We start from the raw sequence: 13,345 nt of genomic DNA, 5'->3' as shown, positions 1-13,345 counted from the left end.
TATGTCACCTCATGCCACCTCCACAGCTGGTACGAGGTGACGCCTGTGTCGTGAAGTGGCCCAGAAGGGGGGCGGAGCGAAGTGCCCTGGGGAAACAGGCCACCGCCCAGCTACAGATCCAAATCCAACGACGCACCAGGGATGGCGTCCAGCAGCCGCTGGGTGTATTCCTTCTCCGGGTGGTCGAAGAGATTGTCGGTCGGACGGTGTTCAACCATCTTGCCGTGCTCCATCACGATGACCTCATCAGCCACCTGCCGCACCACAGCGAGGTCGTGCGTAATAAACAGGTAGGCCAAATCCATCTCTTCCTGCAGCTCAGCGAGCAGTTCGAGCACCTGAGCCTGCACCACCACGTCGAGTGCTGACACCGCCTCGTCACAGACCACAACCTCAGGGTTCAGGGCCAGTGCACGCGCAATCGCCACACGCTGACGCTGACCACCCGACAGCTCACCGGGGAAGCGGCGCCCCATTTCCGCGGGAAGAGCGACGCGGTCGAGAAGCTCGAATACGCGCTGCTCACGCTCCTTCTTGGTGCCAATCTTGTGAATCCGCAGCGGCTCCTCGATGGAGGAATGCACCGTGCGCATCGGGTCCAGCGTCGCATACGGGTTCTGGAAAATCGGCTGAATGCGACGCCGCAGCTCCAGCTCCTCTTTACGATTCCGGCCCTGGACGCGTTTGCCGTCGAAAAGCACTTCGCCTTCGGTCGGATCGAGCAGCCCCAGCGCCATGTTGGCGACAGTGGACTTGCCCGAACCGGATTCGCCCACGATTCCGATGGTGCGACCGCGACGCAGCGTAAAGCTGATGTCATCGACGGCGCGGAAGGAATCCTTGCGCCACGGACGGTCGCCGCGGATGGCGAAGTCGCGCACCAAGTTCTTCGCGACCAGAATCTCCTTCTGGTCCGCATCCGATGTCGTCGGCGCCGCCACCACGCGATCACCGCGCCGGGCAGCCAGCGATGGAGCCGCCGCGATTAGCTGCTTGGTGTATGGATGCTGCGGGCGGGTGAGAACTTGCAGGGCAGGGCCGGTCTCCACGACACGTCCTGCTTGCATAACGACGAGTCGGTCAGCGCGCTCGGCAGCCAAACCGAGGTCATGGGTAATAAGCACCACGGACGTGCCGAGTTCGCTAGTGAGCTTGTCGAGGTGGTCGAGGATCTTCTTCGCCACGGTCACGTCGAGAGCGGAAGTGGGCTCATCGGCAATCAGCAGCTTTGGGTGCGCGGCCAAGCCCATCGCGATAAGCGCGCGCTGGCGCATACCACCGGAGAACTCGTGCGGGTACTGGTCGATGCGCTTCTTAGCGTTTGGCAGGCCGGCCTGTTCCAGCAGCTCAATCGCCTTTTTGTGGGCCTCAGAGCCAGTGGCGATGTTGTTAGCGCGCAGCGCCTCCTTAATCTGGGAACCGACGGTCCACACCGGATTGAGATTGGTCATCGGGTCCTGCGGAACCAGGCCGATGCCGTTGCCGCGGATGCTAACAAACTCGCGGTCCGTCAAGTGTGTGATGTCACGGCCATCGAAGGTGATGGTGCCACCGGTGACTTCACCATCACCGGGCAACAGCCCCAGCGCGGCGTGGACAGTGGTGGACTTACCCGAGCCGGACTCGCCGACAATGGCGACCGTCTCACCGGGGAAAACCTCAAGGTCGACGTCATGCACCACATCGGTCAACGATTTACTGCGGCGGCCGGACGCTGTGGTCGTCGGAAAGCCAATGCAGACATCCTTCAAGGTGAGAATGGGCGCTGCGGAAGTATTGGTGTCGGTGCTCATCGACGACGCTCCTTCGGGTCGAGAGAATCCTTCAAAGCGTCACCCATGAGGATGAAGCCGAGAACGGTAATCGCCAGGGCGAGTGCTGGCCAGAACAGGTTGGACGGGGCCTGGCGGAGCACCTGCTGTGCGACAGAGATGTCGTTGCCCCAGGAAACGGTGGTCGTCGGCAAGCCAATGCCCAAGTAGGACAGCGTGGCCTCGGCGACGATGTAAATACCCAGCGAGGTCGTGGCCATGACGATGACAGGGGCGAGGCAGTTCGGCAGCACATGGCGGAAGAGAATGCCAGTGCTGGACAGACCGAGCGCCTTGGAGGCGGTGACGTATTCCTCGTTTTTCACTGAGATCACCGAGGAGCGCACCACGCGCGCCATCTGCGGCCAGCCGAAAGCAGCGAGCACGAAGACCACGGACCAAATGGTGCGTTCGGTAAACAGCTGCATCAGCACGATGCCGGCGAGAATCAGGGGGATGGCAAAGAACATGTCCGTGATGCGGGAGAGCACCGCGTCGACCCAACCGCCGAGATAGCCAGCGATGGCACCGAGGATGATGCCCCCCACGGTCACGGCCAGGGTGACGCCGATGCCGACGATGACCGAGGCGCGGGCACCGTAGATGACACGGGCGTAGACGTCGTAGCCCTGCTGAGTGAAGCCCATCGGGTGGCCGTCGCGGGCTGGGGCCAGCGAGTCACGCAGGTTTGCCGCCGTCGGGTCCACAGAGGTGAACAGCGACGGGAATGCGGCCACTGCGATGGAGAGCAAAATAATGAATGCGGAAACCCAGAACAGTGGGCGGTAACGCAGGTTCTGCCAGGCCGAACCCCAGAGCCCCAGTGGCGGGGTATCCGGCAACTGCGAGTGGTCGGGGTTCGTCGCCTGGGCGGCGGGGGCCTGCGCGGTGCCGGACTGTGCGGTGCCGGTATGCACGGCGTTGGCCTGCTTTTCTGGCTGAGTCGAATCTAACTGCGTCGAATCTGGCTTAGGCATAACGAATCCTCGGATCCAGGACTGCGTAGAGCAAGTCGATGAGCAAGTTGGCGAACATGTAAATAACCACCAGGATGGTCACGATGCTGACCACGGTGGGAGCTTCACCAATCTGGACGGCGTGGAAGATCAGGCCACCGATACCTGGCACGTTGAAGATGCCCTCGGTGACAATTGCGCCGCCCATCAGAGCCGCGAGATCAGCGCCGATGAAGGTCACAACGGGAATTAGCGAGTTGCGCAAGATGTGGCGGCGGGTGACTTCAGAGGTTGGCAAGCCCTTGGCGCGGGCAGTGCGTACGAAGTCAGCATGGCGTGCCGACGAGACCTCGGAACGCGTCAGTCGCAGAACATAAGCAACCGAGACGAGACCCAGCACGAATGCCGGCAGCAGCAGGGAGGTAAAGGAGGCATCGCTACCAACGGTGGGGGAGACAATCTCCCAGCGCACACCGAAGAGGTAGCGGGCCACGAAGCCGAGCACGAAGGTCGGAGTTGCGATAACCAGCAGGGACATCACCAGAACGGTGGAGTCGAAGAAGCCGCCCTTGCGCATACCGGCAATAACGCCGAGGCCGATACCGAAAATGGCCTCAATGGCAACGGCCATCAGAGCCAGGCGAATTGTAATAGGGAAGGCCAGCGCGATTTCCTCGCCGACCGAGCGACCGGAGAAGGTCTCGCCCATATCCAGGGTGAACAGGCCCTTGAGATACTCCCAGTACTGGACGAGGAAAGGCTCATCCAGGTGGTAGTGGGCGCGCAGTGCTGCGACCTGCTCCGGTGGCAGCTGCTTATCGCCAGCTAGTGCGGCGATGGGGTCGCCTGGCATGGCGAAGACCATTGCATAAATCAGCAGTGTGGCACCGAAGAATACCGGCACCATCTGCAGGAGTCTCTTTCCGATATACCAACCCATGGTGCTAGTCCTTCTCAATCATTGGGTAGTCCAAGATGCCGTCCCACATCACTACGGCATTGCGCAGCTTCGGGTTCCACGCCACCGAAGCATTGGGGTACCACAGCGGAATCGCTGGTAGGTCCTCCATCAGCACAGACTGAGCCTTGACATAAATCGGCTTGGCATCTTCTGCGCTCTTTGCCGAGGCCGCCTCCTGAATCAGCTTGTCGAACTCCGGGTTGGAGTAGTGGTTGTCATTCGAGGAGCCACCGGTGACGAACTGCGGAAGCATGTAATTGGCCACAGATGGGTAGTCAGCTGCCCAGCCAGTGCGGTAGCCGCTGGTGATGGTCTCGTTGGAGATTTCATCGCGCAGCTGCTTGAAGGTCGGGTAGGCCTTGCCGTGGGAATCGATGCCGAGGGTCTCGCCAATCATGTTGGTCACCGCTTCGACCCACTGCTGGTGTCCGCCGTCGGCGTTGTAGGCGATGTCGAACGAGCCGGTAAACGGCGCAATTTTGTTGGCTTCGGCCCACAGTTGGCGGGCCTTCTTCGGGTTGTATTCCAGCACCTCTTGGCCAGGTACGTTCGGGTCAAGGTCACCGAGCGTCAACGAGCTGAACTCGCGCGCCGGGGTGCGGGTGTCGAAGAAAATCTTCTCAGTGATTAGTTTCCGGTCAATCGCCATAGAAATCGCTTGACGACGAAGCTTGCCCTCTTCACCCGAAAAACCTGGCAGATTTCGCGGAATTGCGAAGTACTGCGAAGACGAGGTCGGGACATTTGCGCTGGAGTCGGGGAAGTCGGTTTGGAAGCTGGCGAGAGCCGTTGGTGGAATTGTGCGTGGCAGCGTGTCCAGGCGGCCGGCCTGGAGGTCTGCATATGCGGTGTCCACGTCCGAGTAGAAGCGGTATACCAGGCCGTTGTTACGGGCCTTGTGCTCACCGGCGAAGTCATCATTGCGAACCACAGTTAGCTGGTTGTTGTGCAGCCAAGCGCGGCCTTCGGCCATCTTGTACGGTCCATTGCCGATTGGGTGTTCACCGAAAGCCTTCTTGTCTTCGAACGCGGCCTTCGGCAGCGGCATAAACGCGACATAGCCGAGGCTGAGCGGGAAGGAAGAATCTGGGTTGGTCAGATCCACGGTGAACCTCAGGTCATCGACCTTTTTCAGGCCGGAGAGTGTTTTCTCCGTGGCCTTTTCTCCCGAAACAGCATCAAAACCCTGCACGTTGGCGAAGAAGGACTGCTGCTTCTGCAGGTTCGGGCCGTAGGCAGCGTAATTCCAGGCATCGATGTAGCTCTGCGCGGTGACTGGTTCGCCGTTGTGGAAGGTCCAGCCCGGTTTTAGCGTGATGTCGAAATGGGTCGAGTCCTCGTTGGGCTTAATTTCTGCCGCATGGTCCAGGATCATCGAGCCGTCGGTGTCGTAGCGCACCAGACCTGAGTAGAGCATGCGGAGGATATCGCCACCACCGGTTTCATTGGTGTCAGTGGTGTACAGCGGCGACTGTGGTTCGGAGTTCTGGACCACAATGAACCCCGCGCCGACCTGTTGCTGGTCAGTGCTGCAGGCAGCGAGCGCGCTTCCTGGCAAGGCGATTACCAGCAAAGCCGCCAGGATCTGGCGGACATGCAGCGTGAACTTTCCTTTTCCGCTGAGCGTTGTTGCGTGCAGTTTTGTGGCACGGGACTTCTCTCGCTGTCGGAGCTTCCGCCGGAGTTTCTGCCGGGTGTGGAAGGGGCCGGAGGCAACGGGTCTATGCATCGCGAGCCTTTCTAGATTCTGCCAGATAGGCGATATGAATTTGGTGATCGGCTCACTCCAAATGACTTAGATACCCACCTCCCACCTGCATAGGCAATGGTGGTGGTGACAACTTGGGTGTGGTGGGCTCTAAGGTTTGGATACGACCGTTCAATACAGTCTCTAACCATACAAGTCCAAAAAACATATGAGTATTAATCAGGCGAACCATCCCTTATTTGACGGTGTCTTTTACCCTCGATTGGGGAGTTAATCCTGTGCAGTGGTGCAACGTTGTAACATCCTGGCACCCCCGCAGGGGTTGGGGCTGCTGAATTTCTGGCTGTCCCACCGCCGGGCTCCTGTCCGGCCCCATCCGCGACTTCACGACACAGGTGTCACCTCATGCCACCTCCACAGCTGGCACGAGGTGACACCTGTGTCGTGAAGTGGGCTTTGGAAGAGGAAGTGGACTTTGGAGGAGGCGGAGAGGCAGCGCATTAAGTCCCACAGTACGAGTGGAAAGCACCCAACTCCCGCGGTGCCGGCTCCGTGAACCCCGCAGGGACGTCTTGCGACTCAAAGGGGTTGGTTACCGCCTCCAGCAGGTGCCGGTAGTCGGTCAGATCCCCCGCCCCTGCCGCCGCTAACGCTTCCGTGACCAGGTAGTTTCGCGGAATATACAGCGGATTCGTTTCCTCCATAAGTGTCAGGGCCGTCGTCTGGTCGATTCCCAGCTCTTCCCGCGTCTGCTTCCACAACTGCCCCCACTCAGCCGCGGCGGCGGGGAACGCAGGATCAGCGGTCAGCCTGGTCAGCGCAGCCAACGCAGCAACTGTATCCCCATCACCATCGGCCAGAACCTCAATCAGCGCCCGATGAGCATTCGTATGGTCGAGCCCAAACTTCGCCAGCAACGCCTGCCACTGCTGCACCAGGGGGATGGCCAGCGGGTCGTCGTAAAGCGAGGGGAGAATCCCCAACTTGGGCAGCCACCTGCGGCTGAGCGCATCGGTGAACTCGTCGGCGAATTCGCCCAGGAGGTCGCGGGCGCGTGCGAGGGCTTCCTCCGGGGTGCCTGCGAAATGCGGTAGCAAAGTCTCCGCAAGCTTCGACATGTTCCACCCGGCAATCGTCGGCTGCGCGCCGAACGCGTATCGACCGCCTCGATCAATGCTGCTAAACACCGCCCGCGGATCGTGCGCATCCAGAAACGCACACGGCCCAAAGTCGATGGTCTCGCCCGCGATGCTGGCATTGTCGGTGTTCATCACGCCGTGGACAAATCCACAGGCCAGCCACGCCGCAACGAGATTAGCTTGCCGCTTGACGACGTCCCGGAGAACCGACTCCGCCGAACCCTCGTAGCCATGCCGCTGCGCGGCGAACTCGATGAGCCGATCCATGATTCCGGTGTCCGTTCCGGAGCGAGCGACCAGCTCGAACGTGCCAACTCGCAGGTGGCTGGATGCTACGCGCACGACGATGCCACCCGGTTGAAGTTCGGTGGTGGGGTCGGTGTTGTCGAATGGGGTTTGCGAGCCGCGGTAAATCTCTTCGCCGGTTTTGATGACCGCCAGCGCGCGGGTGGTGGGGATGCCGAGCGCATACATGGCTTCGCTGATGAGGTACTCCCGCAGCGCGGAGGTCAGCGTGGCTTTGCCGTCACCGCCACGGGAAAAGGGCGTGGGGCCGGTGCCTTTCGCCTGAATCTCGTAGGACTGGGTGTTGTCGCTGTGGGTTGTCTCTTTGGGGCAGTCGGGCTGGTTAGGCGGACAGTGCAGCCCAGTCAGCCCCGGTTCAGCCTCAACTGTGGCAAGCAAGAGCGCGCGACCATCACCGAGTAGGCCTGCGAAGTTGCCGAACTGGTGGCCGGCATAGGCCGTGGCCATCGGGGTTGTGTATGCGCCGAGTGGGGTATCGGTTTCCTGGCCGACTCCGTGATCGGCGCCGCGGCCAGTGAGGAACTTCAGGCCAGCGTCTGACCGGAGCCACTGTGGGGAGAGACCGAGTTGGGTCGCGAGCTCGTCGTTAAGCATGACCAGCTGCGGTGATGGGGCGGCGAATCCCTCCTGGGAGATAGCGAGTTCAGGCAGTGCGGTGGGAAGATCAGCGACATTTCGAGCCATGTGCGCAGTTTAACGGGTAGGCCGAATTGGGGTTGGCGCGCTGGTGCGTTCAGCGGTGCTACGCGCGTAGAGGTGATCTCGAAGGCGAAAAACCCCGGTTACTGGAACAATTCCAGCAACCGGGGTGCGCTCGGGGTAGCCTTACTTCTTCAGGGACTCCGGAGCGTTGAAGCGCTCACCGTGCTTAGCGGCCAGCTCTTCGGCGCGCTCGACGAAGCCCGCGACGCCGCGGCGCTCCGGGTGAGCTGCGGCCGGGTCGACAACAGTGGCGCCGTCGTAGTTCTTAATGAACTGGCGAGTACCACCGGTCCAGGCCGGGTAGCCGATACCGAAGATGGAGCCGATGTTGCCGTCGGCGTCGTGAAGCAGAACGCCCTCGTCGACGCACTTCTGAGTCTCGATGGCCTCGATGAAGAGCATGCGGTCAACCAGCTCCTGCAGGTCGGTGTCCTCCGGAGCGATCGGGGTGATGTTCAGCTCTTCGCGGAGCTCGTTGAACAGGCCCGGCCAGAGACCGGAGCGCTTGCCGTCGACGTACTCGTAAAAGCCCTTGCCCTCGAGCTTGCCCGGGCGCTCGAACTTGTGCAGCATGGCCTCGACCAGAGCCGGTACGCCGCCCTCGTCCAGGGTCTGGCCTGCAGCCTCGGCGGCAGCGCGGGTCTCGCCAGCGATCTTCTCCATGAGCTTGAGGTTCAGCTCGTCGGCAAGCTGGAGCTGCGGTGCCGGGTAACCAGCCTGGCGACCAGCGGCCTCGATGATGGCCGGGTCGTAGCCCTCAGCGACCATGCGCAGGGCCTCGTTGATGACGGTGCCGATGACGCGGGAGGTGTAGAAACCGCGGGAGTCGGTGACAACAATCGGGATCTTGCGGATTGCAACAGCGAAGTCCAGCGAAGCGGCGAGGATAGCCGGGTCGGTGTTGTCGCCGGAGATGATCTCAATCAGCTGCATCTTGTCCACCGGGGAGAAGAAGTGCAGGCCGATGAAGTCCTTCTCACGCTTGACGTGGGAAGCCAGCTCGGTGATCGGAAGGGTGGAGGTGTTGGAGCCCAGGATGCAGGTCTCCGGAACTGCAGCCTCGATCTCGGCGTGAACCTTGTGCTTGAGGTCGGTGTTCTCGAAGACGGCCTCGATGACCAGATCGACGTCGGAGAGGTCGTCGTAGGACTCAGTCGGCTTGATGCGGTTCAGCAGCGCTGCGGACTTCTCCTCAGTGGTGCGACCGCGCTTGAGAGCCTTGGCCTCCAGACCTTCAGAGTAGGACTTACCGCGCTCGGCGTTCTCCAGGGAAATGTCCTTCAGGACAACTTCCATGCCAGCCTTTGCACACACGTAGGCGATACCTGCGCCCATCATGCCGGCGCCGACAACGGCAACCTTCTTGAACTCGCGCTTCGGGTACGGGGTGCCATCAGCCTGCAGCGGACGGGAGCCGCCGCCCTGAGCGTGGTTGAGGTCGAAGAAGAACGCCTGCATCATGTTCTTCGACTGGGTGCCGGTGACCAGCTCGGTGAAGTAGCGGGACTCGATACGCAGTGCGGTGTCGATGTCGACCTGAGAGCCCTCGATAGCAGCCTGCATCGCAAGGCGGGGAGCCTTCATCGGGGAGCCCTTGAGCTGCTTGGTCAGGTTTGCCGGGAAGGACGGCAGATTCATCGCGAACTTAGGAGTCTTCGGGTCGCCACCCGGGATCTTGAAGCCCTTCTCGTCCCACGGCTGTGCTGCCTTGGCGTCTTCGCTGGTCAGCCATGCGCGAGCGGTGTCGATGAGCTGCTCCGGAGCAACAACTTCGTCAACGAGGCCAGCTGCGAGAGCCTTGCCTGGGTTCATCTGGGCGCCGGTCAGAATGACCTTCATCAGCGCGTCCTGGATGCCCAGCATGCGCACGACGCGGGAGACACCGCCGCCACCCGGCAGCAGGCCGAGGGTGACCTCTGGCAGGCCAATCTTGGAACCGCGGGCATCGGCAGCAACGCGGTGGTTAGCAGCCAGCGCGACCTCGAGGCCGCCGCCCAGTGCTGCGCCATTGATGGCAGCAACAATCGGCACCGGGAGCTTCTCCAAGCGACGCAGGGAGGCCTTCATGTCCTCGACCATGCCGAACATGTCAGCTGCATCGTCTTCAGTGGCCTTGGACATCTGCTTGATGTCGCCGCCTGCGAAGAAGGTCTTCTTCGCAGAGGTGATGATGATGCCCTTGATGGAGGTCTCAGAGCCGTCGCCAATTTCGTTTTCCAGGCGCTCCACGGTGGCGCGGATGTCGTCCTGGAAGGTCTTGTTCATGGTGTTGACCGGCGCATTCGGGTCATCCATGGTGAGGGTGACGATTCCGGCGTCGTCCTGATCCCACCGGAACATGTTATCTGTGCTCATAAATCAGTCAGTCCTTTGTGGTTATCGCGGTGTGACCGCGGTAATTGTCGCTGTGAGTTTCGTTCCGGTTTGCTTTAGACGCGCTCGATGATGGTTGCAACACCCATGCCGCCAGCCACACAGAGCGAGATGAGGGCGTAACGGCCACCGGTGCGGTGCAGCTCGTCGATTGCGGCGCCGGTGATCATGGCACCGGTTGCACCCAGCGGGTGACCCATGGCCATTGCGCCACCGTTGATGTTGAGCTTCTCGTAGTCGATGCCCAGGTTCTGCTGAGCATGCTTGACGACGGCGGCAAACGCCTCGTTGATTTCCCACACGTCGATATCGTCGACCGTCAGGTTGGCCTTGGCCAGAGCCTCACGGACAGCCGGCTCGATACCGGTGAGCATGATGGTCGGCTCGACACCATTGACGGCGGTGGCGACAACGCGTGCGCGTGGGGTCAGACCCATGTCTGCGCCGGCCTTCTCAGAGCCAACCAGAGTCAGTGCAGCGCCATCGACGATGCCGGAGGAGTTACCTGCATGGTGGACGTGGTTAATGCGCTCAAGCTGCGGGTACTTCTTCAGTGCAACTGCGTCGAAGCCGCCCTGCTCACCCATCATGGTGAAGGCTGCGCGCAGGCCGGAGAGGGACTCTGCGGAGACGCCTTCGCGGATGGTCTCATCACGATCGAGGATGGTCAGGCCGTTAGCGTCCTTGACTGGGACGACGGAGCGGTCAAAGCGGCCCTCAGACCAAGCCTTTGCGGCACGAGCGTGGGAGAGTGCTGCCATCTCGTCGAGGGACTCACGGTCAAAGCCGTCGAGCGATGCAATCAGGTCAGCGGAAATACCCTGCGGGACGAAGTCGGTCGCAAACGAGACCTGTGCGTCCATCGCCATTGCACCGCCGTCGGACATCATTGGCACGCGGGACATGGACTCGACGCCACCGGCGAGGACGAGCTCGTCCATGCCGGAGCGGACTTTCTGAGCAGCCAAGTTGATGGCGGAGAGGCCCGAAGCGCAGAAGCGGTTGATTTGGACACCGCCGGTGCGGTACGGCAGACCTGCGGTGAGTGCTGCGGTCCGGGCAATGTCCGCACCCTGGTCGCCGACCGGGCTGACGCAGCCAACGATGAGGTCGCTGATGCGCTCTTCGTCCAGGTCAGGGAAACGATTGCGGATTTCGTCGATGAGGCCGACGAGAAGCGATACCGGGCGTACCTCGTGGAGGGAGCCGTCCTTCTTGCCCTTGCCGCGCGGGGTGCGAATTGCCTCGTAAATGAAGGCTTCGCCGCCCGGCTGAATGGTGGCGGAAGTCATGTGTTTTTACCTCACAGATTCGTCGTAAAGTGTCGTGCGTCACTCTATAACGAATGGCGGATTGCCGGGGGTGATTTGAGGGGTGCTGGGGAGGAAGTTGACTCGCTGTAGTCTCCCACCTGCGGTTATGGGAGAAACCGGGGGTAATTACATAAGTAGTTTGAGGACAGTCAGCCTTCCAATCCGGCTGAGTCTCAGCCGGTTGGCAGCGCAAGAGATTTAAAACTATCCCTTCGCTGCCTGACCCCGCTTCCAATATCCCATGAACGACACCTGCTTCCTCGGAACGTGGCATTCCTTCACCAGCAGCCTCCGCATCCGAATCACCGCTGAAGACTCACCTGCAATCCAAAAGTAAGTCCCGGTTAGTGTCGGATTCGGAGATCCGGCGTTGGCCGTGTCTTCGCCGCTGGAATTGGAAATATCTTCACCTGACTGGGAATAGCTTGGAGTCTCCCACATCAGAAAGTTGGGGTCATCCTCGCCTGTCGACGCAGTGGTTGCCGCATTCCCCTCGAGAACGTTTGACAGTGATTCTCGCGCGACCGGGCTTAGCGCATTGCTGACAAGCTTCACCAGATTGGAGTACAGCAGCTCGCCCGAAGTGTCGTGCTCATCTTCCGCTCGAGCCAGCCACTTCACCGAAACTCCAGATGGCACCTCTAGCTTCTGGACATCGCTGGTAGATGGAATCTCAATAAACACCTCTCCCTGCACTCCCGCTGGCCATTCCTCCAGGGTTTTCGCAATTGCAGGTAAGGCAGTTTCATCTCCAAGCATCACGATGCGACTACTAGCTCCAGGGGCGAATTCGATGCCGCTGCCGGATTCATCATCTCGTGTCGGTGCGATGATGAGCAGCTCATCGCCGACCTGTGCCTTTGCAGCCCACGCAGAGGCTGGTCCAGTGGCATCGGGGTGTAGCACGAAATCGATGTCGAGTTCATCGGGAGCGTCGTCTGGCAAGTTGCGTCGAAAAGCGCGGATGGAATACGTGCGGACATAGCCGCGAGTCTCGGGGTCAAGGGTTTGCCAGGTAGCGAACCAATTCTCCTCCGGCAGCTCTGGAAGCTGACCAGCTGCTGGGATAATGACTTTGATACGGACGTCCCGAATCGTGTCCTTCGGACCGACATTCTCCACGCCGTGAAGTGTTATGCGCTGAAAGTGCGGGGAAATCTGTCGCGTGTGGGCAACGCGGACGCGGTGTGGCTGGTATCCCATAGGAATCCTTAATTCTGATGAGTTGCTTACATCTACTGAGCTAGTGCTGGGCTAGTTTTGAGTGGTGGCGGCCCACAGGCATAACAGTGGGTAGCCCTGAGACCGGATCGGTAATAATCAGCGATTCGAGGTCGAACGCCTCCCGGGTCAGCTCTTGTGTGAGCACGTCGACAGGCGCTCCTGCGGAATGCAGTCGTCCGTCGCGCATGGCGACGAGAGCATCCGAATACCGAGCAGCCAGGTTGAGGTCGTGCAGCACCATGATGATGGTGGTGCCTCGGCGTTGATTGAGATCAGTTAGTAGATCCAGGACTTCTAGTTGATGTTTTAGATCTAGGTAGGTTGTAGGTTCGTCGAGAAGCAGCACATCGGTTTGTTGTGCGAGTGCCATTGCAATCCACACACGTTGACGCTGGCCGCCGGAGAGCTCTTCGACGCACCGCCCTGCGAGGTCTGCGACTCGGGTAGCTTCCATAGCTTCGGTGACGATGTCGTAGTCGGCTGAACTCCAGCGACCCAGAATTCCCTGGTAGGGGGTTCGACCACGGCCGACTAAGTCTGCGACAGTGATGCCGTCAGGAGCGATAGGGGTCTGCGGAAGCAGTCCGAGCCGCTTTGCCAATTCGCGGGAAGAATAGGAACCTAGCTCCTTGCCGTCCAGCTCGACGGATCCAGCTGATGGCCGAATCAAACGAGCTAGCGTACGTAGAAACGTTGATTTGCCACAACCATTTGGTCCGACAATCGAAGTAATCTTGCCTGCTTCGAATGACAAAGTCAGGTCTTTCACAATGGGTTTTTCCCCATATCCAGAAGTAAGGGACTGAGCATTCAGTTGTGCGGACACGGTGAGTGACTCCTTGGTTTGATGAA

9 protein-coding genes are annotated in these 13,345 nt (G+C 60.4%); all 9 read right to left on the bottom strand.

The genetic code is table 11. The annotated features are described in order from the left end of the window. Positions 1-110: 110 nt before the first annotated feature. The 9 genes from HMPREF3135_RS00210 to HMPREF3135_RS00170 all read right to left on the bottom strand — a co-directional run bounded on the left by HMPREF3135_RS00210 (position 111) and on the right by HMPREF3135_RS00170 (position 13,319). Positions 111-1,793, bottom strand: a complete 1,683-nt coding sequence (locus tag HMPREF3135_RS00210) for a dipeptide ABC transporter ATP-binding protein (RefSeq protein ID WP_070437246.1) — start codon at positions 1,791-1,793, stop codon at positions 111-113. Beyond that, positions 1,790-2,788, bottom strand: coding sequence for an ABC transporter permease (locus tag HMPREF3135_RS00205; protein ID WP_070437244.1), 999 nt, complete (start codon positions 2,786-2,788; stop codon positions 1,790-1,792). The genes HMPREF3135_RS00210 and HMPREF3135_RS00205 overlap by 4 nt, the downstream gene beginning before the upstream one ends. After that, positions 2,781-3,707 carry an ABC transporter permease gene (locus tag HMPREF3135_RS00200; RefSeq protein ID WP_016421610.1) on the bottom strand — a complete coding sequence of 309 codons (927 nt, stop codon included), beginning with the start codon at positions 3,705-3,707 and terminating at the stop codon, positions 2,781-2,783. Before HMPREF3135_RS00200 ends, HMPREF3135_RS00205 begins: the two co-directional genes overlap by 8 nt. Positions 3,708-3,711: 4 nt before the next feature. Next, the gene (locus HMPREF3135_RS00195) at positions 3,712-5,457 is read right to left on the bottom strand and encodes a peptide ABC transporter substrate-binding protein (RefSeq protein ID WP_070437242.1); all 1,746 of its coding nucleotides are present in this window, start codon (positions 5,455-5,457) and stop codon (positions 3,712-3,714) included. Positions 5,458-5,936: 479 nt separating this feature from the next. After that, positions 5,937-7,565: a protein adenylyltransferase SelO family protein gene (locus HMPREF3135_RS00190; protein WP_070437240.1), complete on the bottom strand. Its 1,629-nt coding sequence runs from the start codon at positions 7,563-7,565 to the stop codon at positions 5,937-5,939. A gap of 141 nt (positions 7,566-7,706) precedes the next feature. Next, entirely contained in the window at positions 7,707-9,938 is a 2,232-nt protein-coding gene (locus HMPREF3135_RS00185; protein WP_070437238.1) for a 3-hydroxyacyl-CoA dehydrogenase NAD-binding domain-containing protein, read from the bottom strand. 74 nt (positions 9,939-10,012) lie between these two features. Beyond that, positions 10,013-11,248 (bottom strand): acetyl-CoA C-acetyltransferase, encoded by a 1,236-nt coding sequence (locus HMPREF3135_RS00180; RefSeq protein WP_069358928.1) that lies wholly within the window; start codon positions 11,246-11,248, stop codon positions 10,013-10,015. Between the two features lie 225 nt (positions 11,249-11,473). Next, positions 11,474-12,472: a siderophore-interacting protein gene (locus tag HMPREF3135_RS00175; RefSeq protein ID WP_070437236.1), complete on the bottom strand. Its 999-nt coding sequence runs from the start codon at positions 12,470-12,472 to the stop codon at positions 11,474-11,476. A gap of 40 nt (positions 12,473-12,512) precedes the next feature. Then, on the bottom strand, positions 12,513-13,319 hold the full coding sequence (locus tag HMPREF3135_RS00170) for an ABC transporter ATP-binding protein (RefSeq protein WP_070437234.1): 807 nt from the start codon (positions 13,317-13,319) through the stop codon (positions 12,513-12,515). Positions 13,320-13,345 lie beyond the last annotated feature (26 nt).

Origin of the sequence: Corynebacterium sp. HMSC14H10 (genome assembly GCF_001807105.1) — a bacterium.
GTDB lineage: Bacteria > Actinomycetota > Actinomycetes > Mycobacteriales > Mycobacteriaceae > Corynebacterium > Corynebacterium jeikeium_D.
Note: the sequence above shows the minus strand (reverse complement) of the source record. Positions and strands in the feature narration are given on the sequence as shown.

Excerpts from the sequence above, each read along its gene's own strand:
- HMPREF3135_RS00205 (WP_070437244.1), bottom strand. The coding sequence starts at position 2,788 with ATGCCTAAGCCAGATTCGACGCAGTTAGATTCGACTCAGCCAGAAAAG.
- HMPREF3135_RS00180 (WP_069358928.1), bottom strand. The coding sequence starts at position 11,248 with ATGACTTCCGCCACCATTCAGCCGGGCGGCGAAGCCTTCATTTACGAG.
- HMPREF3135_RS00175 (WP_070437236.1), bottom strand. The coding sequence starts at position 12,472 with ATGGGATACCAGCCACACCGCGTCCGCGTTGCCCACACGCGACAGATT.
- HMPREF3135_RS00195 (WP_070437242.1), bottom strand. The coding sequence starts at position 5,457 with ATGCATAGACCCGTTGCCTCCGGCCCCTTCCACACCCGGCAGAAACTC.
- HMPREF3135_RS00200 (WP_016421610.1), bottom strand. The coding sequence starts at position 3,707 with ATGGGTTGGTATATCGGAAAGAGACTCCTGCAGATGGTGCCGGTATTC.
- HMPREF3135_RS00210 (WP_070437246.1), bottom strand. The coding sequence starts at position 1,793 with ATGAGCACCGACACCAATACTTCCGCAGCGCCCATTCTCACCTTGAAG.
- HMPREF3135_RS00190 (WP_070437240.1), bottom strand. The coding sequence starts at position 7,565 with ATGGCTCGAAATGTCGCTGATCTTCCCACCGCACTGCCTGAACTCGCT.
- HMPREF3135_RS00185 (WP_070437238.1), bottom strand. The coding sequence starts at position 9,938 with ATGAGCACAGATAACATGTTCCGGTGGGATCAGGACGACGCCGGAATC.